Source organism: Paraburkholderia sp. RHO2 (assembly GCF_050955445.1).
Lineage (GTDB): Bacteria > Actinomycetota > Actinomycetes > Mycobacteriales > Mycobacteriaceae > Prescottella > Prescottella agglutinans_A.
In genome coordinates, this window is the sequence record NZ_CP162617.1 from 2,371,329 (window position 1) to 2,396,040 (window position 24,712).

General features: G+C 69.6%; 22 protein-coding genes and 1 pseudogene. 18 read left to right on the forward strand and 5 right to left on the reverse strand.

Annotation, left to right across the window (positions count from 1 at the left end; all coding sequences use genetic code 11):
• Nucleotides 1–140 precede the first annotated feature (140 nt).
• From ABTV10_RS10975 to ABTV10_RS11035, 13 genes and pseudogenes are all read left to right on the forward strand, one after another.
• Nucleotides 141–1,841, forward strand: coding sequence for a 3-ketosteroid-delta-1-dehydrogenase (locus ABTV10_RS10975; RefSeq protein ID WP_499034672.1), 1,701 nt, complete (start codon nucleotides 141–143; stop codon nucleotides 1,839–1,841).
• Nucleotides 1,842–2,000: 159 nt separating this feature from the next.
• On the forward strand, nucleotides 2,001–2,576 hold the full coding sequence (ruvC, locus tag ABTV10_RS10980) for a crossover junction endodeoxyribonuclease RuvC (protein ID WP_499034675.1): 576 nt from the start codon (nucleotides 2,001–2,003) through the stop codon (nucleotides 2,574–2,576).
• Entirely contained in the window at nucleotides 2,573–3,175 is a 603-nt protein-coding gene (ruvA, locus tag ABTV10_RS10985; RefSeq protein WP_499034678.1) for a Holliday junction branch migration protein RuvA, read from the forward strand. Before ruvC ends, ruvA begins: the two co-directional genes overlap by 4 nt.
• Nucleotides 3,172–4,296: a Holliday junction branch migration DNA helicase RuvB gene (ruvB, locus tag ABTV10_RS10990; RefSeq protein WP_433612579.1), complete on the forward strand. Its 1,125-nt coding sequence runs from the start codon at nucleotides 3,172–3,174 to the stop codon at nucleotides 4,294–4,296. The genes ruvA and ruvB overlap by 4 nt, the downstream gene beginning before the upstream one ends.
• 163 nt (nucleotides 4,297–4,459) lie before the next feature.
• Nucleotides 4,460–4,789 (forward strand): preprotein translocase subunit YajC, encoded by a 330-nt coding sequence (gene yajC, locus ABTV10_RS10995; protein ID WP_433612581.1) that lies wholly within the window; start codon nucleotides 4,460–4,462, stop codon nucleotides 4,787–4,789.
• A 141-nt stretch (nucleotides 4,790–4,930) separates the two neighbouring features.
• Nucleotides 4,931–6,496, forward strand: coding sequence for a protein translocase subunit SecD (secD, locus tag ABTV10_RS11000; RefSeq protein ID WP_499034681.1), 1,566 nt, complete (start codon nucleotides 4,931–4,933; stop codon nucleotides 6,494–6,496).
• Nucleotides 6,497–6,498: 2 nt separating this feature from the next.
• Nucleotides 6,499–7,689, forward strand: coding sequence for a protein translocase subunit SecF (gene secF / locus ABTV10_RS11005; protein WP_499034683.1), 1,191 nt, complete (start codon nucleotides 6,499–6,501; stop codon nucleotides 7,687–7,689).
• Between the two features lies 1 nt (nucleotide 7,690).
• Complete coding sequence (locus tag ABTV10_RS11010; RefSeq protein WP_499034686.1) at nucleotides 7,691–9,439, forward strand: ABC transporter substrate-binding protein; 1,749 nt, start codon at nucleotides 7,691–7,693, stop codon at nucleotides 9,437–9,439.
• Between the two features lie 8 nt (nucleotides 9,440–9,447).
• Complete coding sequence (locus ABTV10_RS11015) at nucleotides 9,448–10,014, forward strand: adenine phosphoribosyltransferase (protein ID WP_499034688.1); 567 nt, start codon at nucleotides 9,448–9,450, stop codon at nucleotides 10,012–10,014.
• 82 nt (nucleotides 10,015–10,096) lie between these two features.
• The gene (locus tag ABTV10_RS11020; protein WP_433612591.1) at nucleotides 10,097–12,433 is read left to right on the forward strand and encodes a RelA/SpoT family protein; all 2,337 of its coding nucleotides are present in this window, start codon (nucleotides 10,097–10,099) and stop codon (nucleotides 12,431–12,433) included.
• Between the two features lie 121 nt (nucleotides 12,434–12,554).
• Nucleotides 12,555–12,683, forward strand: a pseudogene (locus tag ABTV10_RS11025) (hypothetical protein); the annotation flags it as partial.
• Nucleotides 12,684–12,716: 33 nt separating this feature from the next.
• On the forward strand, nucleotides 12,717–13,046 hold the full coding sequence (locus ABTV10_RS11030) for a transposase (protein ID WP_499035126.1): 330 nt from the start codon (nucleotides 12,717–12,719) through the stop codon (nucleotides 13,044–13,046).
• The gene (locus ABTV10_RS11035) at nucleotides 13,043–13,897 is read left to right on the forward strand and encodes an IS3 family transposase (protein WP_499028888.1); all 855 of its coding nucleotides are present in this window, start codon (nucleotides 13,043–13,045) and stop codon (nucleotides 13,895–13,897) included. The genes ABTV10_RS11030 and ABTV10_RS11035 overlap by 4 nt, the downstream gene beginning before the upstream one ends.
• Before the next feature lie 89 nt (nucleotides 13,898–13,986).
• Here ABTV10_RS11035 and ABTV10_RS11040 read toward each other — a convergent pair whose 3' ends face one another.
• Both ABTV10_RS11040 and ABTV10_RS11045 read right to left on the reverse strand, forming a co-directional pair.
• Nucleotides 13,987–14,790 (reverse strand): peptidylprolyl isomerase, encoded by an 804-nt coding sequence (locus ABTV10_RS11040; protein ID WP_499034690.1) that lies wholly within the window; start codon nucleotides 14,788–14,790, stop codon nucleotides 13,987–13,989.
• Nucleotides 14,790–15,647 (reverse strand): peptidylprolyl isomerase, encoded by an 858-nt coding sequence (locus ABTV10_RS11045; protein ID WP_499034692.1) that lies wholly within the window; start codon nucleotides 15,645–15,647, stop codon nucleotides 14,790–14,792. Before ABTV10_RS11045 ends, ABTV10_RS11040 begins: the two co-directional genes overlap by 1 nt.
• Before the next feature lie 193 nt (nucleotides 15,648–15,840).
• On the opposite strand from ABTV10_RS11045, the gene ABTV10_RS11050 reads away from it, so the two are divergent.
• The 5 genes from ABTV10_RS11050 (at nucleotide 15,841) to ABTV10_RS11070 (ending at nucleotide 22,245) form a co-directional block, all read left to right on the forward strand.
• Complete coding sequence (locus ABTV10_RS11050; RefSeq protein ID WP_499034693.1) at nucleotides 15,841–16,521, forward strand: MBL fold metallo-hydrolase; 681 nt, start codon at nucleotides 15,841–15,843, stop codon at nucleotides 16,519–16,521.
• 15 nt (nucleotides 16,522–16,536) lie between these two features.
• Nucleotides 16,537–17,817, forward strand: a complete 1,281-nt coding sequence (gene hisS, locus ABTV10_RS11055) for a histidine--tRNA ligase (protein ID WP_499034695.1) — start codon at nucleotides 16,537–16,539, stop codon at nucleotides 17,815–17,817.
• Nucleotides 17,804–18,445, forward strand: a complete 642-nt coding sequence (locus ABTV10_RS11060; RefSeq protein ID WP_499034697.1) for a hypothetical protein — start codon at nucleotides 17,804–17,806, stop codon at nucleotides 18,443–18,445. The genes hisS and ABTV10_RS11060 overlap by 14 nt, the downstream gene beginning before the upstream one ends.
• Before the next feature lie 85 nt (nucleotides 18,446–18,530).
• Nucleotides 18,531–21,134 (forward strand): helix-turn-helix transcriptional regulator, encoded by a 2,604-nt coding sequence (locus tag ABTV10_RS11065; protein WP_499034699.1) that lies wholly within the window; start codon nucleotides 18,531–18,533, stop codon nucleotides 21,132–21,134.
• Nucleotides 21,135–21,240: 106 nt separating this feature from the next.
• The gene (locus tag ABTV10_RS11070; RefSeq protein ID WP_499034700.1) at nucleotides 21,241–22,245 is read left to right on the forward strand and encodes a malate dehydrogenase; all 1,005 of its coding nucleotides are present in this window, start codon (nucleotides 21,241–21,243) and stop codon (nucleotides 22,243–22,245) included.
• A gap of 27 nt (nucleotides 22,246–22,272) precedes the next feature.
• Here the strand turns inward: ABTV10_RS11070 and ABTV10_RS11075 are convergent, their stop codons facing one another.
• The 3 genes from ABTV10_RS11075 to ABTV10_RS11085 form a co-directional block, all read right to left on the reverse strand.
• Nucleotides 22,273–23,601 carry a hypothetical protein gene (locus tag ABTV10_RS11075; protein WP_499034702.1) on the reverse strand — a complete coding sequence of 443 codons (1,329 nt, stop codon included), beginning with the start codon at nucleotides 23,599–23,601 and terminating at the stop codon, nucleotides 22,273–22,275.
• Entirely contained in the window at nucleotides 23,598–23,927 is a 330-nt protein-coding gene (locus tag ABTV10_RS11080; protein WP_433612607.1) for an ESX-1 secretion-associated protein, read from the reverse strand. Before ABTV10_RS11080 ends, ABTV10_RS11075 begins: the two co-directional genes overlap by 4 nt.
• A gap of 78 nt (nucleotides 23,928–24,005) precedes the next feature.
• Nucleotides 24,006–24,704, reverse strand: a complete 699-nt coding sequence (locus ABTV10_RS11085) for a TetR/AcrR family transcriptional regulator (protein ID WP_433612609.1) — start codon at nucleotides 24,702–24,704, stop codon at nucleotides 24,006–24,008.
• Nucleotides 24,705–24,712: the final 8 nt, after the last annotated feature.

The window sequence follows — 24,712 nt, forward strand, 5'->3', positions numbered from 1 at the left end:
GAACTCCCGCTCGTGACGCCGGTCTGCCGGCTCACGGGCGGGAGTTCTGTTGTAGTCCCGCCCCGCGGGATCTCCGCTGGCCGTGCCGTCGTCCCGGATCTAGCGTTCAGCGCACTATCCCGAGGAACAGGAGAGTGCCTGTGAGCAACAGTCGAGAGTTGGCCCCGACCCCCGCGCGTGACATCACTGTCGACCTACTCGTCGTCGGGGCGGGGACCGGCATGGCTGCCGCCCTTGCCGCGAACGAGTTGGGTATGTCGACGCTGGTGGTCGAGAAGACCAAGTACGTGGGCGGATCGACGGCACGATCGGGTGGGGCGTTCTGGATTCCCGCCAACCCGATCCTGCAGGAGGCCGGTGCCGGGGACACGCTCGAGCGTGCCCGCACGTACGTCAAGGCGGTGGTCGACGGTTCCGCGCCGGACGAACGTGGTGGCGCGTTCCTCGACTACGGTGCGGCCACCGTCGAGATGCTGCGTCGCACCACTCCGATGCGCTTCTTCTGGGCCAAGGAGTACTCCGACTACCACCCCGAACTGCCCGGCGGTTCCGCGGCGGGGCGGACATGTGAGTGCCTGCCCTTCGACGCCTCCGTGCTCGGCGCCGAGCGGCCCCGGCTGCGTCCGGGTGTCATGGAGGCCCCGGTCCCGATGCCGACCACCGGCGCGGACTACAAGTGGATGAACCTCGTCGCGCGGGTCCCGTCGAAGGGCCTGCCACGCATCGCGAAGCGGGTCGCTCAGGGCCTCGGTGGCCTTGCCCTCAAGCGTGAGTACATGGCGGGTGGACAGGCCCTCGCCGCCGGGCTGTTCGCGGGCATCCTCGACGCCAAGATCCCGGTCTGGACCGAGACGTCCATCGTGAGCCTGACCAATGACGGTGACGCCGTGACCGGTGCGGTCGTCGTCCAGAACGGCCGCGAGTTCACCGTGACGGCGCGGCGCGGTGTGGTCCTCGCGACCGGCGGCTTCGACCACGATATGGACATGCGTCACAAGTTCCAGTCGGAGAGCCTCGCCGATCACGAGAGCCTCGGCGCGGAGGGCAACACCGGAGACGGAATCCGGATCGCGCAGGAGGCCGGCGCGGACATCGGTCTGATGGATCAGGCCTGGTGGTTCCCGGCGGTCGCGGCGCTGCCCGGTCGCGATCCGCTGGTCATGCTCGCGGAGCGGTCGCTGCCCGGCTCGTTCATCGTCGACCACACCGGTCGCCGATTCGTCAACGAGTCCACCGACTACATGTCGTTCGGCCAGCGCATTCTCGAGCGTGAGCGCGCCGGCGACCCGGTCGAGTCGATGTGGATCGTCTTCGACCAGGCGTACCGCAACAGCTACATCTTTGCGGCGGGGCTGTTCCCGCGGCAGCCGCTGCCGCAGTCCTGGTACGACGCCGGGATCGCGCACCAGTCGTCCGACCCCGTCGAACTCGCCCGCTCGGCCGGTCTGCCCGAGGGCGCGTTCGCGGACACGTTCCGACGGTTCAACGAGGCGGCAGCCGCCGGCGTCGACGCGGACTTCCAGCGCGGTGCCAGCGCCTACGACCGCTACTACGGCGATCCGACCATCACGCCGAACCCGAACCTGCGGCCTCTGGCCAAGGGTCCGTTCTACGCCGTCAAGATGACACTCAGCGACCTCGGCACCTGTGGTGGCGTCACCGCCGACGAACGCGCTCGGGTGCTCCGCGAGGACGGCAGCACCGTCCCCGGCCTGTATGCGATCGGCAACACGGCGGCGAATGCGTTCGGCAACACCTACCCGGGCGCCGGAGCGACCATCGGCCAGGGTCTCGTGTACGGCTACATCGCGGCACACGACGCCGTGCAGCGCTCGATCTGACGCAGCCGGCCTGGCTGATCGACGGCACGTATCCGATGCCCGGACTCGTCCGCGTCCGGTAGCCGGGTCCGCCCACCGGCTGCGTGTTGGTACACGGCCGCGCGCCCACCTCCCGCTATGATCGAACAGCTGTTCGGAAATGGTGCGAGAGGTGGGCGCGTGCGTGTTCTGGGGGTCGATCCCGGTCTGACGCGGTGCGGTTTGGGCGTCGTCGACGCCGGCCGCGGGCGCGAGGTGAGGCCGGTGGCGGTCGACGTCGTGCGTACGCCGCCGGACATGGAACTCGCGTCACGGCTGCTGCGGATCTCGGAGGCGGCCGACGAGTGGCTCGACCGCTACCGGCCCACCGTCGTCGCGGTCGAGCGAGTGTTCTCGCAGCACAACGTGCGCACCGCGATGGGTACCGCGCAGGCGGGCGGGGTGGTGGCGCTGGCCGCGGCCAAACGGGGAATCCCTGTGTGTTTCCACACGCCGAGCCAGGTGAAGGCGGCCGTCACGGGCAGCGGCACGGCCGACAAGAAGCAGGTCACCGCGATGGTGACGCGGATCCTCGGACTCGACACCGCACCCAAGCCCGCGGACGCGGCCGACGCGCTCGCACTCGCGATCTGCCATTGTTGGCGCGCGCCGATGCTCGATCGGATGGCCGTCGCCGAGGCCGCGGCGGCGGAACAGAAGCGACGGTACGAGATGCGGCTCAAGGACATTGCGGCAGGGAAGGCAGGAAAACGGTGATCGCTTCGGTGCGGGGAGAGGTCCTCGAGATCGGGCTGGACCACGTGGTGATCGAGGCCACCGGCGTCGGCTACCGCCTCAACGCGACCCCGGCGACGCTGGCGACGCTCCGCCGGGGCGAGGAGTCGCGACTGCTGACGGCGATGATCGTGCGTGAAGACTCGATGACGCTGTACGGGTTCGCCGACGCCGAGTCCCGCGATCTGTTCGGGCTCCTGCAGACCGTGTCCGGTGTCGGCCCGCGCCTGGCGATGGCGATCCTCGCGGTCCTCGAACCGGAGGCGCTGCGCAAGGCGCTCGCCGAGGGCAACGTCACCGCCCTGACACGGGTGCCGGGGATCGGCAAGCGCGGAGCCGAACGCATGGTCGTCGAACTGCGCGACAAGGTCGAGGCCGTCCCGACCACGGGTGACGCGGCCGGGACGGTACCGGGGACGACGGGTGCCGTCCGGGACCAGGTCGTCGAGGCGCTGACGGGGCTCGGCTTCCGGCTGGATCAGGCGGAGAAGGCCACCGACACAGTGCTCGCCTCCGATCCCGACGCCGCGACGTCGAGGGTGCTGCGGTCGGCGCTCACGTTGCTGGGTAAGACGCGATGACCGACCCGGACGGGTCCGACGGCCTCGACCTCACCGACGGTGAGTCCGCGGTGACGGCCGACTTCGTCCCGTCGGACGGCGAGATCGAGGCGAGCCTGCGGCCCAAGAGCCTCGACGACTTCATCGGGCAACCGCGCGTCCTCGAACAGCTCCAACTGGTACTCGCGGGCGCGAAGATGCGCGGCGGCACGCCCGACCACGTCCTGCTGTCCGGGCCGCCCGGCCTCGGCAAGACGAGCATGGCGATGATCATCGCCGCCGAACTCGGGACGTCGTTGCGGCTCACGTCCGGTCCCGCGCTCGAGCGGGCGGGCGACCTCGCCGCGATGCTCAGCAACCTCGTCGAGGGGGACGTGCTGTTCATCGACGAGATCCACCGGATGGCCCGCCCTGCCGAGGAGATGCTGTACCTCGCGATGGAGGACTTCCGCGTCGACGTCGTCGTGGGCAAGGGGCCGGGCGCCACGTCGATTCCGCTCGAGATCGCACCGTTCACCCTGGTGGGCGCCACGACGCGGTCGGGTTCGCTCACCGGTCCGCTGCGCGACCGGTTCGGGTTCACCGCCCACATGGACTTCTACGAGCCCCACGAGCTGCAGCGCATCCTGCTGCGCTCGGCCGGCATCCTCGGCGTCGATCTGGGGGAGGAGGCGAGCGCGGAGATCGCCGGCCGGTCCCGCGGCACCCCGCGTATCGCCAACCGCCTGCTGCGGCGGGTCCGTGACTACGCCGAGGTCCGCGCGGACGGTGTCGTCACCCGCGACGTCGCGAAGGCGGCCCTCGCGGTCTACGACGTGGACCAGCTGGGCCTGGACCGCCTGGACCGGGCGGTGCTCGGTGCGCTGGTGCGCAGCTTCGGCGGTGGACCGGTCGGCGTGTCGACCCTCGCGGTGGCGGTGGGGGAGGAAGCGAGCACCGTCGAGGAGGTGTGCGAGCCCTTCCTGGTGCGGGCGGGCATGATCGCGCGCACGCCACGCGGCCGGGTCGCGACCGCGGCGGCGTGGGCGCAACTGGGGCTCACGCCGCCGCCCGACGCCGCGATCGGTGGGATCGAGGTTCGTGCCCGTGAGCCGCAGCTGGACCTCTTCGACGAGGGTGCAGCCGGGGGCGGCGAGCCCTGACGTCCAGCGCCGTGTTCGGTATGAGCAGAATGCGATCGTTGACGAATTCCCGTTCGATCGACCTGGTGATGGCACACTGGGAGAGGCGCGGCACCGACTTGGCTCCGTGCGTGTAGCGCTGTGCACCACCCCTATGTGAACGAAACCGAGGACTGACTTCCCGATGGAATTGATCTTTCCGCTTCTGATCCTTGCTCTGCTGGTGCCGATGTTCCTCGGCATCCGGCGCCAGAAGAAGGAGATGCAGAAGACGGCCGATCTTCAGGATGCCCTGCAGATCGGTGACCGCGTGATGACGACGGCCGGCCTGCATGCCACTGTCGCCGGCCTCGACGACGGAACCATCGATCTGGAGATCGCGCCCGGCGTCGTCACGACGTGGTCCCGCATGGTCGTCCGTGAGCGTCTCGTCGACGACGAGGCGATCGACGACACCGTCGACCACACCGACGAGACTCCGGACGAGACCCAGCGGCGTCTGAACGGCGAGTAGTGCGGTAGCCGCCCTCGTCGGCAGGTCTTCGCACCCGCCGACGAGGGCGTGCGCGCGCCTGGCTCGTCCGAGCGGCAGTGACCCTCTGCCACTCATTGCGTCATTCACCTGAACCGCACGTATCGAGGAGACAGACAGACCGTGGCACCTTCGACAGGATCGGTGCATCCAGTGCGCTCGCTCACCGTTTTCGCGGTGATCGTGGCGGCGCTGTATGCGTTGGTCTTCTTCACCGGAGACAAGTCCCCGACCCCCGAGTTGGGGATCGACCTGCAAGGTGGGACACGCGTCACCCTCACCGCGCGCACGCCCGACGGCAGCACGCCCAGCCAGGAGAGCCTGCGTCAGGCCCAGCAGATCATCGAGACCCGCGTCAACGGACTCGGTGTGTCGGGCTCGGAGGTCGTGATCGACGGCGACAACCTCGTCATCACGGTTCCCGGCGATGACAGCTCCCAGGCCCGTTCGCTGGGCCAGACGGCGCGTCTGTACATCCGTCCGGTCATCGGTTCGCAGGCCGCGGCCGCGCCCGCAGCGCAGCCGGCGCCGGAGGCCCCTCCGGCGGACTCGCCGGAGGCCGCCGCCGCCGAGATCGCGAAGGCCAAGGAGACCCGACAGAGCCAGGACCCGGCCGTCCAGCAGCAGGCGATGGCCACGCTCGACTGCTCGGCTCCCGACCCGCTGCAGGGCAACGACGACCCGAACCTGCCGCTCGTCGCCTGCTCGACCGACGGCACCGCCGTCTACCTGCTCGCCCCGAGCATCATCGACGGCCAGGAGATCTCCGACGCGTCGTCCGGATTCAACTCGCAGCAGTCGCGCTACGAGGTGAGCCTGAGCTTCAAGTCCGGCGGCAGCTCGACGTGGGCGCAGTTCACTGCGTCCAACATCGGCAAGCAGGCCGCGTTCACCCTCGACTCGAAGGTCGTCAGCGCGCCCGTCGTGCAGGGCGCCACCCCGGTCGGCAGCTCGACGTCGATCACCGGCCAGTTCACGCAGAGCCAGGCACAGGAGCTGGCGAACACCCTCAAGTACGGTTCGCTGCCGCTGTCGTTCCAGGCGTCGGAGGCCGAGACGGTGTCGGCGACCCTGGGCCTCGCATCGCTCCAGGCCGGCCTCATCGCCGGTGCCGTCGGCCTCGTGCTGGTGCTGCTCTACTGCCTGATCTACTACCGCATGCTCGGACTGCTCACCGCGCTCTCGCTGATCCTGTCCGGCGTGATGGTGTACGCCGTGCTGGTGCTGCTGGGTCGCTACATCGGCTTCACGCTCGACCTCGCCGGTATCGCGGGTCTGATCATCGGCATCGGCATGACCGCGGACTCGTTCGTCGTGTTCTTCGAGCGCATCAAGGACGAGATGCGTGAGGGCCGCACCTTCCGCTCGGCCGTTCCGCGTGGCTGGGCCCGCGCCCGGCGCACGATCCTGTCCGGCAACGCGGTCAGCTTCATCGCCGCCGCCGTGCTGTACGTGCTGGCGATCGGCCAGGTCCGCGGCTTCGCGTTCACCCTGGGTCTGACGACGATCCTCGACGTGGTCGTGGTGTTCCTGGTGACCTGGCCGCTGGTGTACCTGGCGTCGAAGTCCCGCTTCTGGTCGAAGCCGAGCGTCAACGGTCTCGGGGCGGTCCAGCAGGTCGCGCGGGAACGCAAGATGGTGGCGGCGTCGGCCCCGGCATCGCAGGCATCGTCCGACATGGAGGCATGAGCATGACCGAGTCGAACACCTCCGCAACGAAGCAGGACACGGGCATGACCGACGCCGGCGTCGACCAGGCACTGCTGCCGCACCACAGTTGGCTGCAGCGGCTGTACACGGGCACCGGCGGCTTCGAGGTCGTCGGTCGGCGCAAGTTCTACTACTGGCTGACCGGTGTGATCGTCGGGCTGTCGCTGCTGAGCATCGTGGTCCGCGGGTTCACCCTCGGCATCGAGTTCGAGGGCGGCACCCGCATCCAGTTCCCGACGCCGGAGGGCGTGACCACCGAGCAGGTCGAGACGGTGTACTCCGACGCGCTCGGCATGGAACCGGTGTCGGTGCAGACCGTCGGCTCCGGATCCAGCTCGTCGGTCGAGATCCGCTCCGAGGCCCTCGACCCGGCGCAGGTCGCGACGCTGCAGAACGCGCTCTTCGACCAGTTCCACCCCGAGGACAGCAGCGGCAACCCGTCGAAGAACGCGATCAGCGTCGCCGACGTCAGTGAGACGTGGGGCGGGCAGATCACCAAGAAGGCGCTCATCGCGCTGGTGGTCTTCCTGGTCATCGTCAGCATCTACATCGCGATCCGGTTCGAGCGCGACATGGCGATCGCGGCGATCATCTCGCTGTTCTTCGACATGATCGTCACGGCCGGCGTCTACTCGATGGTCGGCTTCGAGGTGACCCCCGCGACCGTCATCGGCCTGCTGACGATCCTCGGCTTCTCGCTGTACGACACCGTCGTCGTATTCGACAAGGTCGAGGAGAACACCCGCGGTGTCCTGCACCTGAACCGGCGCACGTACGCCGAGCAGGCGAACCTGGCGGTGAACCAGACCCTCATGCGGTCGATCAACACCACCGTCATCTCGATCCTGCCGGTGCTGGGCCTGATCGTGGTCGCGGTCTGGCTGCTCGGTGTCGGCACCCTCAAGGACCTCGCGCTCGTCCAGCTCGTCGGCATCATCGTCGGCGCCTACTCGTCGATCTTCTACGCGACTCCGCTACTGGTGTCGATCAAGGAACGGTGGGGACCCGTGGCCGCGCACACCAAGAAGGTGCTCGCCAAGCGTCAGACGGCCGCGTCGGGCGGGCGGACGGCGGTGGCCGAGCGCCCGGAGCCGCGCGTGCGGACGACCGCGGGCACCACGCCGCGACCGGGGGCACAGCCGACAGGGAAGCGCAACAAGAAGAGGCACTGACATGCCGGCAACGAACACCACTCGCGGATCGCGTCGTCGGGTGGTCAGGGTCATCGGTGCCCTGACCGCCGTGGTGGCGGTCGGGGCGACCGCCACCGCGTGCGGCGAGCCCGCCGACCAGGTCCCGTCCCTCGGGTACGCGATCGACAACGTCGTGACGACGTACAACGGCAACACCCGGGAGGGGTCGGCGACCGGAGCGGCGGCGGCCTTCGGGCGGGTGCTGACCGGGACCAATTACATCGGGCCGTCCGGCGGCCCGGTGGCGGACACCGACTACGCGACCGCGAGTGTTCTCCCGGGCGACACCCTGGCCGTGCAGTACCGGATCAACCCGGCCGCGGTGTACTCCGACGGCGTCCCGATCGCGTGCGACGACCTCGTGCTCGCATGGGCGGCCGGCAGCGGACGGTTCACCCGCTCGGCGGACGAGGGGCACGCCCCGATGTTCGACGCCGCGACCCGTGCGGGCTACGCGGACATCGATCGCGTCGACTGCGCGCCCGGTTCGAAGGAAGCGACGGTCGTGTTCAAGCCCGGTCGGGGGTTCCTCGACTGGCAGTCGCTGTTCGGCGCGACCGAGCTGATGCCGGCGCACGTGGCCGCGCAGGCGGCCGGGGTGCCGGACCTGGTCGGTGCGATCCGATCGGGTGACACCGACGCGGTGCGCCGCATCGCGGAGTTCTGGAACACCGGGTGGCGACTCGTCCCGGGTGAGCTCGACACGACCAAGCTGCCGTCGTCGGGGCCGTACAAGATCGATTCGTACACCGAGAAGGACGGTCTGGTGCTCGTCGAGAACGAGCGCTGGTGGGGCACCAAGCCGGCGACGTCCCGAATCGTGGTGTGGCCCAAGGGTTCGGACGTGCAGTCTCACGTCGATGACGGCAAGATCGAGGTCGTCGACATCGCCTCGGGTTCGATCCCGGGTCTGGACCTGGGCGACGGCTTCGAGGTCGTGAACGAGCCCTCGCGCAGCGTCGAGCAGTTCGTGCTCGCGAACCACGGGGTGTTCGGCTCGGTCGACGCACGTCGTGCGTTCGCGCTGTGCCTGCCGCGGCAGCAGCTGTTCGACAAGGTCGGCCACCCGGGCTTCGAGCCGGCCGAGGATCCGGGCTCGGGCGTGGTCGACTCCCGCATCACCGCGCCGGACACGCTGTTCTACCAGTCCGCGGTCGCGGCCGAGGGCGGCATGTACACCGATCCCGACATCCCGGGCGCGAAGGCGGCACGGGAGAACAGTGGGCAGTCGCAGCTGACGGTCCGGGTCGGTTACCTGGGACCCGACGAACGGCGCGCGCAGACGGTCCAGGAGGCCGCGGCCTCGTGTGCGGCGGCCGGGATCACCGTCGAGGACGTCAGCTCGCCGGACTTCCACCCGAACGCGCTCGCGTCGGGTCAGGTGGACGCGGTGCTCGCGGGCACAGCGTCGGCGGCCGGGGCGGCCGGCTCGACGGTGCCGACCGATGCCGCGTTCGCGCTGCGGTCCGGCAACGGCGACAACTTCGGCGGGTTCTCGAACAGGCGCTTCGATCAGGTCGTCGATCAGCTGGCGGTGGACGGGTCGCTCTCCGCGCGCATGTCGCTGTCGGGTGAGGCCGAGGCGATCCTGTGGAACGAGATGCCGACGATTCCGCTGTTCGATCAGCCGAGGACGACCGCGCATTCGAACGGAATGCACGCGGTGGTGCCGAATCCGACGAGGTCCGGTGCGGGCTGGAACATGGACCGGTGGATACTTCTGAGGTGATTTCTGCGATGGATGCCCCCGAAGCCGTGAATCCCGATCTCGCCGATGCGCTGGAACGGGCCGGAACGGCGGTGTCGCGGCTCACCCGGTGGTGCGACGACTTCCCGACGCCAGGCGTCCGCTTTGCGGATCTCACGCCGGTGTTCGCGGACGGGCCGGGATACCGTGCGGTGATCGAGGGGTTGGTGGCGGCCGGTGCCGGTGCCGAGATTGTGGCCGGCGTCGATGCGCGTGGCTTCCTGCTCGGCGGTGGCGTCGCGATGGAGTTGGGATGCGGTGTTCTCGCGGTACGCAAGGCCGGCAAGCTGCCTCCGCCGGTGCATGCGCAGAGCTACTCGCTCGAGTACGGCGCGGCGACGCTGGAGATTCCGTGCGACGCGCCCGACCTGACGGGTCGCCGGGTGTTCGTGATCGACGACGTCCTCGCGACCGGTGGGACCCTGCTTGCGGCGGCCGAGCTGCTGTCGCGCGCGGGCGCGGAGGTCGTCGGCGTGGCCGTGGTGCTCGAGATCGAGGCGCTGGGTGGTCGGGAGCGGTTCGAGCGGTACCCGCTGACATCGCTCGTGAAGGTCTGAGGACTACAGTTGTGCCTGGTGGTGTAGCAGCATCGCCGGGTCCCGAGGGGCCGCCCGCAGCGCGGTGGCAGGAGGTGACGGCATGACCCAGCATCTTGACCGGTCCCAGAACACAGGTGCGAAGAACACAGGTGCGACGCCTCCCGCCGACAAGCCGGCGCCGGTGCCGACGTCCGCGTCGCGCCGGGTGCGGGCCAGGCTGGCGCGGCGCATCACCGGTCAGCGGAACGCCCCGATCCGGCCGGTGCTCGAGCCGCTGGTCACGGTGCATCGGGAGCTGTACCCGAAGGCGGACTTCTCGCTGCTGCAGCGCGCCTACGACGTCGCCGAGCAGCGTCATGCGACGCAGTTCCGCAAGTCGGGCGACCCGTACATCACCCATCCGCTCGCGGTGGCGAACATCCTCGCCGAGCTGGGTATGGACACCACGACTCTGGTGGCCGCGCTGCTCCACGACACCGTCGAGGACACGGGCTACTCGCTCGACGAGCTGACGGCCGAGTTCGGCGAGGAGGTGGCGCATCTCGTCGACGGCGTCACCAAGCTGGACAAGGTGGTGCTGGGATCGGCGGCCGAGGGCGAGACGATCCGCAAGATGATCATCGCGATGGCCCGCGATCCGCGCGTGCTGGTGATCAAGGTCGCCGACCGGCTGCACAACATGCGCACGATGCGCTTCCTGCCTCCCGAGAAGCAGGCCCGCAAGGCGCGCGAGACGTTGGAAGTGATTGCGCCGCTTGCGCATCGACTCGGCATGGCGACGGTCAAGTGGGAGCTCGAGGACCTGGCGTTCGCGATCCTGCACCCCAAGAAGTACGAGGAGATCGTGCGGCTGGTCGCCGACCGGGCGCCGTCGCGGGACACGTACCTGGCGAAGGTGCGGGCGGAGATCAACGCGACGCTGTCGGCCTCGCGGATCAACGCGACCGTCGAGGGCCGGCCCAAGCACTACTGGTCGATCTACCAGAAGATGATCGTCAAGGGCCGCGACTTCGACGACATCCACGACCTGGTGGGTGTGCGCATTCTGTGCGAGGAGATCCGTGACTGCTATGCGGCGGTCGGTGTCGTGCACTCGCTGTGGCAGCCGATGGCGGGCCGGTTCAAGGACTACATCGCGCAGCCGCGGTATGGCGTCTACCAGTCGTTGCACACCACGGTGATCGGCCCCGAGGGCAAGCCGCTCGAGGTGCAGATCCGCACCCGCGACATGCACCGCACCGCGGAGTTCGGTATCGCCGCGCACTGGCGTTACAAGGAGACCAAGGGGCGGCACTCCGGTGACGTGGCCGAGGTCGACGACATGGCGTGGATGCGTCAGCTGCTGGACTGGCAGCGTGAGGCCGCGGATCCGGGCGAGTTCCTCGAGTCGCTGCGTTACGACCTGGCGGTCAAGGAGATCTTCGTCTTCACGCCGAAGGGCGACGTCATCACGTTGCCGTCGGGGTCGACGCCGGTCGACTTCGCGTACGCGGTCCACACCGAGGTGGGGCACCGCTGTATCGGCGCGCGGGTCAACGGTCGTCTGGTCGCCCTCGAGCGCACGCTCGAGAACGGCGAGGTCGTCGAGGTCTTCACCTCGAAGGCGGCCAACGCCGGACCGAGCCGGGACTGGCAGTCGTTCGTGGTGTCGCCGCGGGCGAAGGCGAAGATCCGGCAGTGGTTCGCGAAGGAGCGACGCGAGGAAGCTCTCGAGGCCGGCAAGGACGCCATCGCGAAGGAGGTCCGCCGCGGCGGGCTTCCGTTGCAGCGCTTGATGAATGCCGAGTCCATGGCGGCGATCGCGCACGAGTTGCGGTACACCGACGTCTCCGCGCTGTACACGGCCGTGGGCGAGCACAACGTCTCCGCTCAGCACGTGGTGCAGCGACTCGTCGCGCATCTCGGCGGCGTCGGTGCGGTCGAGGAGGAACTGGCCGAGCGGTCGACGCCGTCGACCATCCCGACGAACCGGCCGCGGACGGGCGACGTGGGCGTCCTGGTGCCCGGTGCGCCGGGCACGGTCGCGAAGCTCGCGAAGTGCTGCACCCCCGTCCCGGGCGACGAGATTATGGGTTTCGTGACCCGCGGCGGCGCGGTGAGCGTGCACCGCACCGACTGCACCAACGCGAATTCCCTTCGGGAACAGTCGGAACGGATCATCGACGTGCAGTGGGCGCCGTCGCCGTCGTCGGTGTTCCTGGTGGCGATCCAGATCGAGGCGCTCGACCGGCACCGTCTGCTGTCGGACGTGACGAAGGCGCTCGCCGACGAGAAGGTGAACATCCTCTCGGCGTCGGTCACGACGTCAGGCGACCGAGTCGCGATCAGCAAGTTCACGTTCGAGATGGGCGACCCCAAGCACCTGGGTCATGTGCTCAACGTGGTGCGCAACGTGGAGGGCGTCTACGACGTCTACCGCGTCACTTCTGCGGCGTAGCTCGCGGAGCCGCTGTGGAACCAGCGGCGGAGTCCGGTGGACGGTCGAAGGGTCCCTTCACTGAACTGCTCCCCGGAAGTTGGACTGAGAAATTCGGTTCCGATGTCCGGGGAGCAGTTTTATGCGTGCACGAAGTTCACTGTCCGAGGATCAGCGGGTGGTGGCTGTAGCGTTGTTCGAGGTCGGTGTGGGTGACCGCACGGTCGCGACGAGGTTGGGCGTGGGTCGGCCAGCCGTCAGACGGTTGTATGACCGGTGGCGGGTTCGCGGAAGAGGAGTTCTGGTGGCCAAACCTCGGGACAGACGGTCGTTCTCGTTCGAGTTGAAACTCGACGTAGTGCGCCGCGCTATCGCCGGCGAGGCGAAGGTCGACCTCGCCCGCGAGTTCGACCTGTCCTCGCCGAAACTGATCGAGACGTGGGTGCGCAAGTACCGCAACGAGGGCGAGGACGGGCTGCGCCCGAAGCGGGCCGGGCGTCCCCCGAAACCCGCCGATCCCGGGCCGGACGAGGTCAGTGAGCTCGAGCAGCTGCGCCGCGAGAACGAGGTGCTGCGGGCGCAGGTCGCCTACCTGGGAAAATTACGGGCCTTGAGGGCGCAACAACGACGGTGAAGGTCGCTGCCGTCGTCTCCCTCAAGGCCGAACACCGCATCGATGTGCTGCTCGAGGCCACCGGGGTGGCCCGGTCGACGTTCTTCTATCACCAGGCGCGTCTGCGGGCACCGGACCCGAACGCCGAGTTGAAGGCCGCGATCACCGAGGCGTTCGTGCGCAGCCGCGGCCGCTACGGGCACCGTCGCATCCACCACGCACTGACCCGTGCCGGCTGGCGGGTGGCGAAGAAGACGGTGCTGACGCTGATGCGCACGCTCGGGCTGGCCTGCCGGGTCCGACGCAAGCGCAAGTACGTCGCCTATCAGGGCCAGGTCGGCACGATCGCGGCGAACCTGCTCGACCGCGACTTCACCGCCGACGCCCCGAACCGCAAGTGGGTCACCGACGTGACCGAGTTCCGCATCGGCGACGACAAGCTGTATCTGTCACCGGTCATGGACCTGTTCGACCGGCAGATCGTCGCCCACTCGATCGGCCCGTCACCGACGCTGCAACTGACCAACAGTTCGCTGCAAGCCGCGCTCGCGACCCTCGACGACGGGCAGGCCCCGCTCGTGCACTCGGATCAGGGATTCCAGTACCAGCACTCGTCCTGGCGACGGCTGCTCGCTGAAGCCGCTGCGACCCAATCGATGTCGCGCAAGGCCAACTGCTACGACAACGCCGTGATGGAGAACTTCTTCGGCCACCTCAAAGCCGAGCTCTTCGACCACACCCGATACCCCGACACCGAGGCGCTGACCACCGCGATCGACGACTACATCGACTGGTACAACACCGAACGGATCTCCACAAAACTCGAGGGCCTGAGCCCGGTGCAATACCGGACCCAGGCCCTCGCGGCTTAGGCTCCCACTTAGCCAGTCCAACAATCGGGGACCAGTTCACACGCGCTGTGAGCGTGTGAAGGGACCCTTCGGCTGTTCGCGAGGTGGTGTCAGCCGACCTTGGCGGTCTCGATGGTGACCGGCGTCTTGGGCGCGCCGCCGCCGGCAGGGCTCGAGCCGTCGTCCCCGGCCACGGCGACCTTCTCGATCGTGGCAAGACCGGCCTCGTCGATGGTGCCCAGGACCGTGTACTGCGGCGGCAGCACGGAGTCGGCGTAGACGAGGAAGAACTGGCTGCCGTTGCTGTCCGGGAGCTGGCTGTGGGCCATGGCGACGGTGCCGCGCGGGTAGACGACCGGGTTGTCGAGGGCCGGATCGGTCGGCGCGTACGCGGTTGTCGGGTATTCGTTCGCGTAGCGGTAGCCGGGTCCGCCCGCGCCGCTGCCGCTGGGATCGCCGCACTGCAGCATCTGTAGCGGGGCCGTCGTGGAGATGCGGTGGCAGGGAGTGTTGTCGAAATAGCCCTGTTCGCTGAGGCTGACGAGGCTGTTGACGGTGCAGGGCGCCTTGGCGCGGTCGAGCGTCAGGCCGATCGGTCCCTGGTTGGTGGTGAGGGTGAGCGTTGTGGCGCCCGCGTCGGCGATGCCGGTCGCGTTCGGCATCTGCACGGGCTTTGCCGCCTGGCCGTCCGGGATGTAGCTGCACTCCACAGTGGGCGCGGCCGGGGTCGGGACCGCGGGCAGGGCGCCGAATCGGGACATGTCGACGGTCGGGGCCGCGGGGGTGGTCCACGTGCTCGACGACGCAGCGGATGCGGCGCTGTCGGACGAGTTGTCGTTGTCGTTCGAGCAGCCCGTCAGGATCAGGGCGGCGCCGATGCCGGCGGCCAGAATCGCGCTGTGCTTCTTGATCATCAGTCCAGCCTCACGCTCGTGATGTCGACGGGGGTGGCGGGCTTGCCGTCGGCGGCTCCGCCCGCGGCGCCGGTGGCGGCGATCTTGTCGAGAGTTGCCAGTCCGGTCTCGTCGATCGTGCCGAAGACGGTGTACTGCGGCGCCAGCTTCGAGTCGCCGTAGACGAGGAAGAACTGGCTGCCGTTGGTGCCCGGCCCGGCGTTTGCCATCGCGATCGTGCCGCGCGCGTAGTTCACGGGCATCTGGGCGTTCGGATCGTCGGTGGCGAACTGGTCGGTGGGGAACTCGTTGGCGAACTGGTAGCCCGGGCCGCCGCTGCCGGTGCCTGTGGGGTCGCCGCACTGCAGGACCTTCAGCGAGTCACTGGTGGTGAGGCGGTGGCAGGTGGTCCCGTCGAAGTAGCCCTGACCGGCGAGGCTCGCGAAGCTGTTGACGGTGCAGGGGGAGGCCGCGTTGTCGAGCGTCAGGCCGATGTTGCCCTGCGAGGTCTCCATGCTGGCGCTGACGGTCTTGACGGTGGTGTCGATCCCCTCGGTGCGGGGTGGCGTGTTGGGCTTGGCCGCGTCGCCGGTGGGGGTGTACGTGCAGTTGACGAGGTTCGGCAGGGCCTCGGCGCGGCCGGCGGGTAGCGCGCCCGCGGTGGGTGTCTCGGAGGCGGCGGTGTTCTCCGTGGAGGCGCCGTCGTCCTTGCCCGACAGCGTCACGACGACAGCGCCGACGGCGACGACGACGATCGCTCCGACGATCGACCCGGCGATCGTCATCTGCTTGCGCTTGCGGTCGCGCGCGGCGCGTCGTTCGAGCTGGCGTTCCAGCTTCCGTTTCGCCGCCTCCCGGCGCTGCTGATTGCTCGGCACTGCAGTCGTCCTCCCGTACGTCTTGTTCGGTTTTTCCGCACTTTACGCAGTCGGTCGTGCGGACCCGCCTCCGTCCGTGGGCGGCACAGAGTCTGCCACCGAATCCTGAGAGGATCCTGGAGAGGCGAACGCCTAGGCTGTATTCGATTCGTCTGCGGTCCCGTAGTCGACCCGAACTCTAGGAGCTGACACCGTGCTCGTCACCGGATTCCCGGCCGGGATGTTCCAGACCAACTGCTACATCCTCGCGCAGGACGACGCGAAGGAGTGCATCGTCGTCGACCCCGGGCAGGATGCGACCGAGCCGTTGGTGCAGTTCCTCACGCAGTCGGACCTCGAGCCGCGGGCGGTGTTGCTCACGCACGGCCATCTCGACCACACGTGGTCGGTGGCGCCGGTGTGCGAGCGGTACGGGATCCCGGCCTACATCCATCCCGACGATCGGTACATGCTCACCGATCCAGGGCGGGGGATCGGTCCGTCGATGAACAAGTTCATCGACGGGGTGGAGTTCCGGGAGCCGGCCGAGGTGATCGAACTCGCCGACGGCGACGAGTTCACCGTCGCGGGCATCGACTTCGTCGTCGACCACACCCCCGGCCACACGCAGGGCTCGGTGGTTGTGCGGACGACGATCAGCACCGACGACGGCCCGCTCCAGGTGGCGCTGACCGGTGACACGCTGTTCCAGGGGTCGATCGGCCGCAGCGATCTGCCCGGGGGCGATCACGACCAGTTGCTGCAGTCGATCGCCCGTAAGCTGCTCGTGCTCGACGACACCACCGCGATCCTGCCCGGCCACGGCGGTGCCAGCTCGATCGGCCAGGAACGGGCCGCCAATCCGTTTCTCGTTGGACTGACCGCCTCCCAGTAAGGAAAAGTAAGCACAGTGAGTAAGTCAGGCGCCAGCACCTTCTCGGCCCCCAAGGGCATTCCCGACTACGTTCCGCCGCAGTCCGCGGAGTTCGTCGCCGTTCGCGACGGACTGACCCGCGCGGCCCGGCTCGCGGGCTACGGGCACATCGAGTTGCCGATCTTCGAGGACACCGGCCTGTTCGCGCGTGGTGTCGGTGAGTCGACCGACGTCGTCTCCAAGGAGATGTACACGTTCGCCGACCGTGGTGACCGTTCGGTGACGCTTCGTCCTGAGGGCACCGCCGGTGTGATGCGCGCGGTGATCGAGCACGGTCTCGACCGTGGCCAGCTTCCGGTGAAATTGAGCTATGCCGGACCGTTCTTCCGCTATGAGCGTCCGCAGGCGGGCCGCTACCGGCAGCTGCAGCAGGTCGGTGTCGAGGCCATCGGCGTCGACGACCCGGCGCTCGACGCCGAGGTCATCGCGATCGCCGATGCCGGGTTCCGCAGCCTCGGACTCGACGGGTTCCGGCTCGAGATCACCTCGCTCGGCGACGACACGTGCCGCCCGCAGTATCGGGAGCGCCTGCAGGAGTTCCTGTTCGGGCTGGATCTGGACGAAGAAACGCAGGCACGCGCTCGGTTGAACCCGCTGCGGGTGCTCGATGACAAGCGCAAGGACGTGCGGGCGATGACGGCCGACGCGCCGCTCATGCTCGACCACCTCTCGGAGAGCGCGAAGGCGCACTTCGACCAGGTGCTCGCGCACCTCGATGCGCTCGGCGTCCCGTACGTGATCAACCCGCGAATGGTGCGCGGGCTGGACTACTACACCAAGACGACGTTCGAGTTCGTGCACGACGGCCTGGGTGCGCAGTCGGGTATCGGCGGCGGCGGACGCTACGACGGCCTGATGGCCCAGCTGGGCGGTCAGCCGCTGTCGGGCATCGGCTTCGGCTTGGGCGTGGACCGCACGATCCTCGCGCTCGCCGCGGAGGGCAAGTCGGCGTCCACCCCGGCCCGGTGCGAGGTGTTCGGCGTGCCGCTCGGCGACGCCGCAAAGGCCCGCATGGTGAAGATTGCGCACGATCTGCGGACGGCGGGTATCCGCGTCGACATGGTCTACGGCGACCGTGGCATCAAGGGCTCGATGAAGGCCGCCGACCGGTCGGGGGCGCAATTGGCGCTGGTGCTCGGTGACCAGGACCTCGAGGCCGGCACCATCGGCGTCAAGAACCTGAGCACCGGCGACCAGGTCTCCGTCCCCCTGGAAGAGGTTGTGGCGCAGACGGGCTCACTTCTTGCCGGCGCCTGAGGGTAACGGTCGGGAGGAGCATTCCCTCGACCTGATCCCGGCGTCGATGCTGGCGCCCCGCATGCGCCGCGTCGCGATCGTCTCGATCCTCATCGGTGTCGTTGCCGGGGGGATCGTGGCGATCTTCGCCGCCCCGCTGATCGCCCTCGCCGTCGGCGCCGTCATCGGCCTGCCCACCGCGGTGTCGGCAATGTTGGCGACCCGGCGGCGAATCTGGTTGGAGGGCACCGTGCTTCACTCCTCCAACGGATTGCGCCGGCGTCGCGTGGAGGTCGCGCAGGCGGCCACGGTCGAGTTCGTGGTGCGGTCGGCGCGGATCAGCCAGGTGGCGATCCGCGTCGGCGACACCCGCACCGCCCAGACGGTGCCGCTCGCGCTCTACGCCACCGGTGGGGGACGCGAACTCGACGTGCTCGGCCTTCGCAAGCTCGCGGACGCGTTGTCGGCGAGCGAACTGGCGCCCGCCGCGGCGGCCGCATCCGTCCTGATCGAGCAGTTGCGTGCCGAGGCGCGCGGGGCCGGGCTCGAAGAGCGCCCGCTGTACCGGGCGGTCGAGTTGATCCGTGATGCCGGCCGCGTCCCGCAGACGACGCTGACGGACCAGGAAGTCGCCTCGCTGTCGAGTTGATACGGACCGACCGGGCGGTAACTCCCTGGTTGCGGGTTTGTCCGATCGCTTCGCACTGTCGCCCCAGAGGATTATCGTTCGAAGCATGGTCGGTCTCTGGCCCGTCCTGGATCGCAGGGCCGCGTTCCGGGGTGCAGAGGAACTGCTCCGCGACGGCAGGTCGTGCGGAGTGGTGCTGGTCGGTACCGCGGGCGTCGGCAAGACGACCATGGCCAGGGAACTGGTGGGCTCGCTCACTGGCGACGCCCGGTGGATCGTCGGCACCGAATCCACCCAGAACATCCCGCTCGGGGCATTCGCCCCGCACCTCGCCCGGACGACGTCGCGCGACCCGGTCGTCGCGCTGCGCGCCGTGCGCGACGTACTCGCCGAGGACGGTCTGGCCCCCGACGGCGGGGTGGGCATTGTCGGCGTCGACGACGCCCACCTGCTCGACGAGTTCTCGGCGGGCCTGGTCCACCAGTTGGCGGTCGGCCGCGATGCCCGCCTGGTCGTGACGGTCCGCAGCGGCGCCCCCGTACCGAGCGCCATCGAGGCGCTCTGGAAGGACGGCCTGCTCACGCCGTTCGTGGTGCCGCCGTTCACCCGTGACGAGATGGACGACGAGCTGTCGGCGGTCCTGGGCGCGCCGGTCGAGCGGTTCAGCGCTGACGCCATCTGGGAGGAATCGGAAGGTAACCCGCTGTTCCTGCGGCACCTCGTGGAGGGCGCGCTCGACGGGGGCACCCTCCGTAAGTCCGGCGGTGTGTGGCAGTTGCGCGGACGTCCGGGCATCTCGCCGGAACTCGCGTCGCTGCTCGAGTCGCGCTTCGCACGCACCCCCAAGGACGCGCTCGACGTCGTCGACTACCTCGCGTTCTGCGAGCCGCTCGAGCTCGAGGTACTCAGCGAACTGGTGAGTCGCCGGTCGATCGAGGAGGCCGAGCGGATGGACCTGGTGCGGGTGCGCGATGTCGGGCACTCGCACGTCGTGCGGCTCGCACATCCGCTGTTCGGCGAGGTGATCCGAGACCGGGCCGGGGTGCTCGCGTCGCAGCGGATCAAGCGGCGGCTCGTCGAGGTGCTGCGCGAGGCACCGGATCCGGGTGTCGTGACGTCGATGCGGATCGCGGAACTGGCGATGGAGTCCGGTGTCGAACCCGATCCCCAGCTGCTGGTGCGCGGCGCGGAGGACGCGATCGCGATGTGCAGCCTCGAGCAGGGCGCCCGGCTGGCGGCCGCGGCGGTGCGGCTCGGCGCCGGATTCGACGCGTCGTTCGCGTTGGGGCGGGCGCTGATGTGGCAGGGGAAGGGCGACGAGGCCGAGGCGGTGTTCGCCGCGGTCGACCCCGACGAGTTGATCGAGTACGACGTCGCGCGGTGGCTGCTGACGCGCGTGGCGAGCCTGTACCTGGAGGCGGGCCGCCCGCAGGAGGCCGTCGAGCTGTTCGAACGAGAGCGCGGCCGGATCACCGATTCGATGCTGCGGGTGTCGGTCGTCGCGCTGGACGCGGTCCTGCACCTGTACGACCGCCGCCTCGGCGAGGCCATCGCGCTCGCGCGGCAGGTCGAGGCCGCTCCGGAGGCGCATCCGTGGGCCCGTGCCAGCGGTGTTTTCGCGGGGGTGGCCGCGCTCACCGTGTCGGGCCGCGGGTACGAGGTGGGGGCGCTCGCCTCGTCCGCGTGGGAGGCGATCTCGCACGGCGACGGCCTGCTGCGATTCCACATCGGCTACTTCGAGGTGCAGGCTCTCACCCTGGTCGGGCGGCTCGCCGCTGCCCAGGACATGGCGGCCCGGTACCGCGATCTGGCCGCCGGACAGCCGAACAGTGCCGCGCTGGCCGACGTGGCGTCGGGCGTGGTGGAACTGACCTCCGGCCGGCTGAACGACGCGGCCACCCACCTGACGGAGGCGCTCGCGGTCCTCGACCGGGAGACCCGTTCGGAGTGGATGCTGCTCGCCGCTGTCAGCCTGTGCCAGGTGCGGGCGGCGCAGGGGCGGCCGGAGGACGCGGCGGCCGCGCTGGTGATCGCCGAGCGGAACTCGGGACCCGAACTCGCCTTCTTCGATCCGCTCGTCGACATTGCGCGCGCCTGGGTCGCCGGCGCCGAGGGCGAGGTGTCCGCGGCGGTGCACGCGGCCCGGCGCGCCGCCGACCTGGCCGCCGCGTCGGGCCAGTTCGCGGTGGAGACGCTCGCCCTCGACGTCGCGACGACATTCGGCGACTACACGACCGTCGAGCGGCTCAGCGCCCTCGAAGGTCTCGTCGACGGGCCGTTCGCGCAGGTGGCGACCGCGCGGGCACGGGCGTTGGCGAAGTCCGACGGTCCCGCGCTGGACGCGCTCGCGGCCGAGTTCGAGCGGGTGGGTGCGCTGCTCGCCGCCGCCGATACGTACGCGCAGGCCGCGACCGCGTACTCGCGGTCGAACGATCGGCGGGGCGAGCTGGCGGCCGCGGCGAAGGCCCACTGGCTGGCGTCCCGCTGTGACGGTGCCACCACGCCGGCACTCGCGAAGGCCGCGCGCCCGCTCCCGCTCACCGATCGCGAGCGGGAGGTGGCGGTGCTGGTGGGGCGGGGACTGTCGAACAAGGACATCGCCCGTCGTCTGGTCCTCTCGGTGCGGACAGTCGAGGGCCACATCTACCGGGCCTGCGAGAAGCTGGCGCTCAGTCACCGCAGCGACCTCGCGAAACTCGTCCAGGTGTGAGAGATCGCACGCCGAGTTCCGGTCGTGCGGTGTGACCGACGTCCTTCTCCCGCCGTGCAATTCGTGACTAGCGTGGACGGTGCCGACTACAACGCGAGGAGGCGGTATGAGTAGTGCAGCTGTCGGTAGCGCACCGGTCACGGTCACCGTCACGGGGGCATCGGGTCAGATCGCGTACGGTCTGCTCTTCCGGATCGCGGCGGGCGACATGCTCGGCCCCGACACCCCGGTTCGACTGCGCCTGTTGGAGATTCCCGCGGCCGTCCGGATCGCCGAGGGTGTCGCGATGGAACTCGAGGACGGCGCGTTCCCGCTGCTCGACGGGATCGAGATCACCGACGCCCCGCTCGTCGGATTCGACGGGGCCGGCGTCGCGCTCCTGGTCGGGGCGCGGCCCCGCAGCCAGGGCATGGAACGGTCGCACCTGCTGGCCGAGAACGGCGCGATCTTCACCGACCAGGGTCGGGCGATCCAGGCCCGGGCGTCGGACGACGTCAAGATCCTGGTGGTGGGTAACCCCGCCAACACCAACGCGCTGATCGCGATGAACAACGCGCCGGACGTGCCGCGCACCCGGTTCTCGGCGCTGACCCGCCTCGACCACAACCGGGCGATCGCGCAGCTCGCGCGCAGGACCGGTGAGGCCGCCGCCGATATTCGGCGAATGACGATCTGGGGCAACCACTCCGCAACCCAGTACCCGGACCTTTCCCACGCGCTGGTCGGAGACAAGCCCGCCGAGGACGCGGTGTCCGACCGGCCGTGGATCGAGAACGACTTCATCCCGACGGTGCAGCAGCGCGGGACCGCGATCATCGCGGCCCGCGGGTCGTCGTCCGCGGCCAGCGCGGCCAGCGCCGCGATCGATCACGTGCGGGACTGGGTTCGCGGCACCGCCGACGGGGACTGGGTGTCGATGGCGGTGTGCTCCGACGGGTCGTACGGCGTCCCGGACGGGTTGATCAGTTCGTTCCCGGTCACGTGCGCCGACGGCGAGTTCAGGATCGTCCAGGGTCTCGACGTCGACGAGTTCTCGCGAACCCGGATCGACCTGTCGGTCGCGGAACTCGAGCAGGAGCGTGACGCGGTTCGAGGGCTCGGCCTGATCTGACGCGGCGGGCCGAGCCCCGAACGGCGATCAGCGCAGGTCGTCGTCGAAGCCGATGTCGTCGGGGTCGACGGCCCCGATGACCGCGGGTGCCACCAGCGGCAGGTCGCCGACCACGGTGTTGCTCGGGGCGGCGCCGACGAGGTAGCCCGGCGTGGAGCGGTCGACGGTGTCGTCGTAGCCGTGCCGGGCGCCCGGCGACATCATTCCGGGCGAGGCCATACCGCCGGACGTGGTGTTCACAGCGCCCGATCCGGTTGCTGCGAAAGCTGATCCACCGAGTGACGCGGATGCCGGTGCACCCGTGGACGGCTGCGCCGCCGACGGGCCACGCGTCGAACCCGACGCCGCGAACCCCCCGCCGAATCCGCCGCCGACCGACGCGGGGACCGCGGAACCGGCCGCACCGGTCGCGTGCCCGCCGCTACCCCCCGCGCCGCGGGGTACGTAGTCGCCACCCACCGTGGATGTCGTGCCGGCGGCGTAGGTCTGCGCGGGCACGTCGGGCATCGACGAGTCGACCAGCGGTTTGCCGACGGCCTCGAGCAGCGAGGCCGCGACGGCGATCGGGGAGGGGCCACCACCGGCGGTGAGCCCGGGCGCCGGGATCGGGGCGGGCGGCACCGGGATGGCCGTGCCGAGCGCTGCCATCGTGGCCTGATGCCCCGACAGTTCGGCGCGTGTCTTCGCGACAACCGACAGCGCGCGCTGCAGATGGTCGGCGGCTGCTGCGATGAGCAGCGTCTGACCGGGAGGCGTCAGGACGACCGGGCCCGCGGCGACGGCCGTCGCGACGAACGAATCGGCGACGGCGACGAGTTCAGCGTTGCCCCGCGCCACCGTCCCGGCCGCTTCCTGCGTGACCGCGGCGATCTCGTTGCCGCGCTCGCTGAGCTGGGCCCCGGCTGCCTGCGTCTGCTGCCCCTGCGTCTGAGCGGCGGCCGCGGCCTGCCCGTCCCACGCACCGTCGAGGGCCCGCAATCCGGAGATGCCCATGGACAGTGCGGTGTCGATGATCGACGACGACTGCTGTAGCAGCGCCGTCGGATCGAAGCTGCCGATGGTTCCCGAACCGAATGCACCCGCGAGGTCGGACACCGGCTGGAGCAGCTGGTCGATCCCGGGAAGCGGGGGCAGCGGAGGGAGCTGCGGGAGAGGCGGCAGTGCCGGCAGCGGGGGCAGTGCGCCGGCCGCGATGTCGGTGAACGGCGTGTCCAGCAATGGCCCGAGGGGTGACGCCGCGAGCGCCTCCATCGGCGTGCTCGGAACCGGCATGTCCAGGACCGGCCCGACGGGCGACGCCTGCAGCAGATCGAGCACCGTCGGCTGGCCCGGAGGAGTGGTGTCGGGTGTCGTCATGCGTTGTCCCCCAGAGCGCTTCGTGCGGAGCCCAACACGGCGCCGGTTGCCTGATCCGCCGCGTCGTATGCGGCGGCGATCGCGTGCGCGACCGATCCGGTCCCGGCGTAGACGTTCGCCAGTGCGGCAACCGATCCCGCGTGCGTCGCCTGTGTGGCGGCGTATGTCGCGAGGAAGTCGGCACCGATGACGCCGAAAACCGGTGTCAGTGCCGCGACGTTGGTGGCGACGTCCAGCCCCTCCGTCGCGGCGATGTGCGCGGCAGCTGCCGCCGCCACGTTCCCGTACGCGCGAATCTCCTCGGGCGCAGCCGAGAATCCGTCCAATGTGACCCCCCAGTCGTCGAATTCGGATGACCGATTTCGGAAGACACTGTAACCGACCCGCGGCGGAGCGCACCCACCTCACTCGGTGGGCTGTGGACAACTCTCGGCGATCCGGTCGAGCAGCTCTGTGGCCCGGGCGGCGATCGGATCCGTGGGATCGGTCCAGCCGAGCGTGCGCAGGGCGGCCGCGGCGATGGTGTGCCGGGCCAGGGCGGAGGTCGTCCCGTGCGCGGCGGCGTCCGATCGGGCGCTGATCGTCGACTCCACGAGTCGGAACGGCAGATCTGTCGTGCCGGGTCCGCAGTCGCTTCCGCCGATCGCCTCCCGCGCGTCTCCGGCGAGCGCGGAGTAGCGGGTCATGAGGCGATCGCGCAGGGCCCGGAACTCGGCGAAGCGCTCGGTGGTGACCTCGGGGAGCAGGTACAGGGCGCCGAGGTTCCACCGGGAGTCCGCGAGTTGGCCGGCATCGAACAGCACGAGGGCGTAGATGCGGACGATCGGGTCGTCGCACAGCTCGCACAGCTGCTCGGCGCACTCGACGGGTGCCGTGACCGTGCTGAGGAGCAGCGCCGCGAGGATGTCGTCCTTGGTGGCGAAGTGGTGGTACATCGACGCCTGCCGAATCCCCACGGCGTCGGCGATCATCCGGGTGGAGGTGCCGGTGAATCCGTGCGTCGTGAACAGCTCCGACGCGGCGTCGAGGATCTCCTCCCGTGCGGTCGCGCCCGGTCGCTTGCGCGTGGCCAGCCGTGGTCGACCGGAACCCGTCGTTGTCATGTACCCAT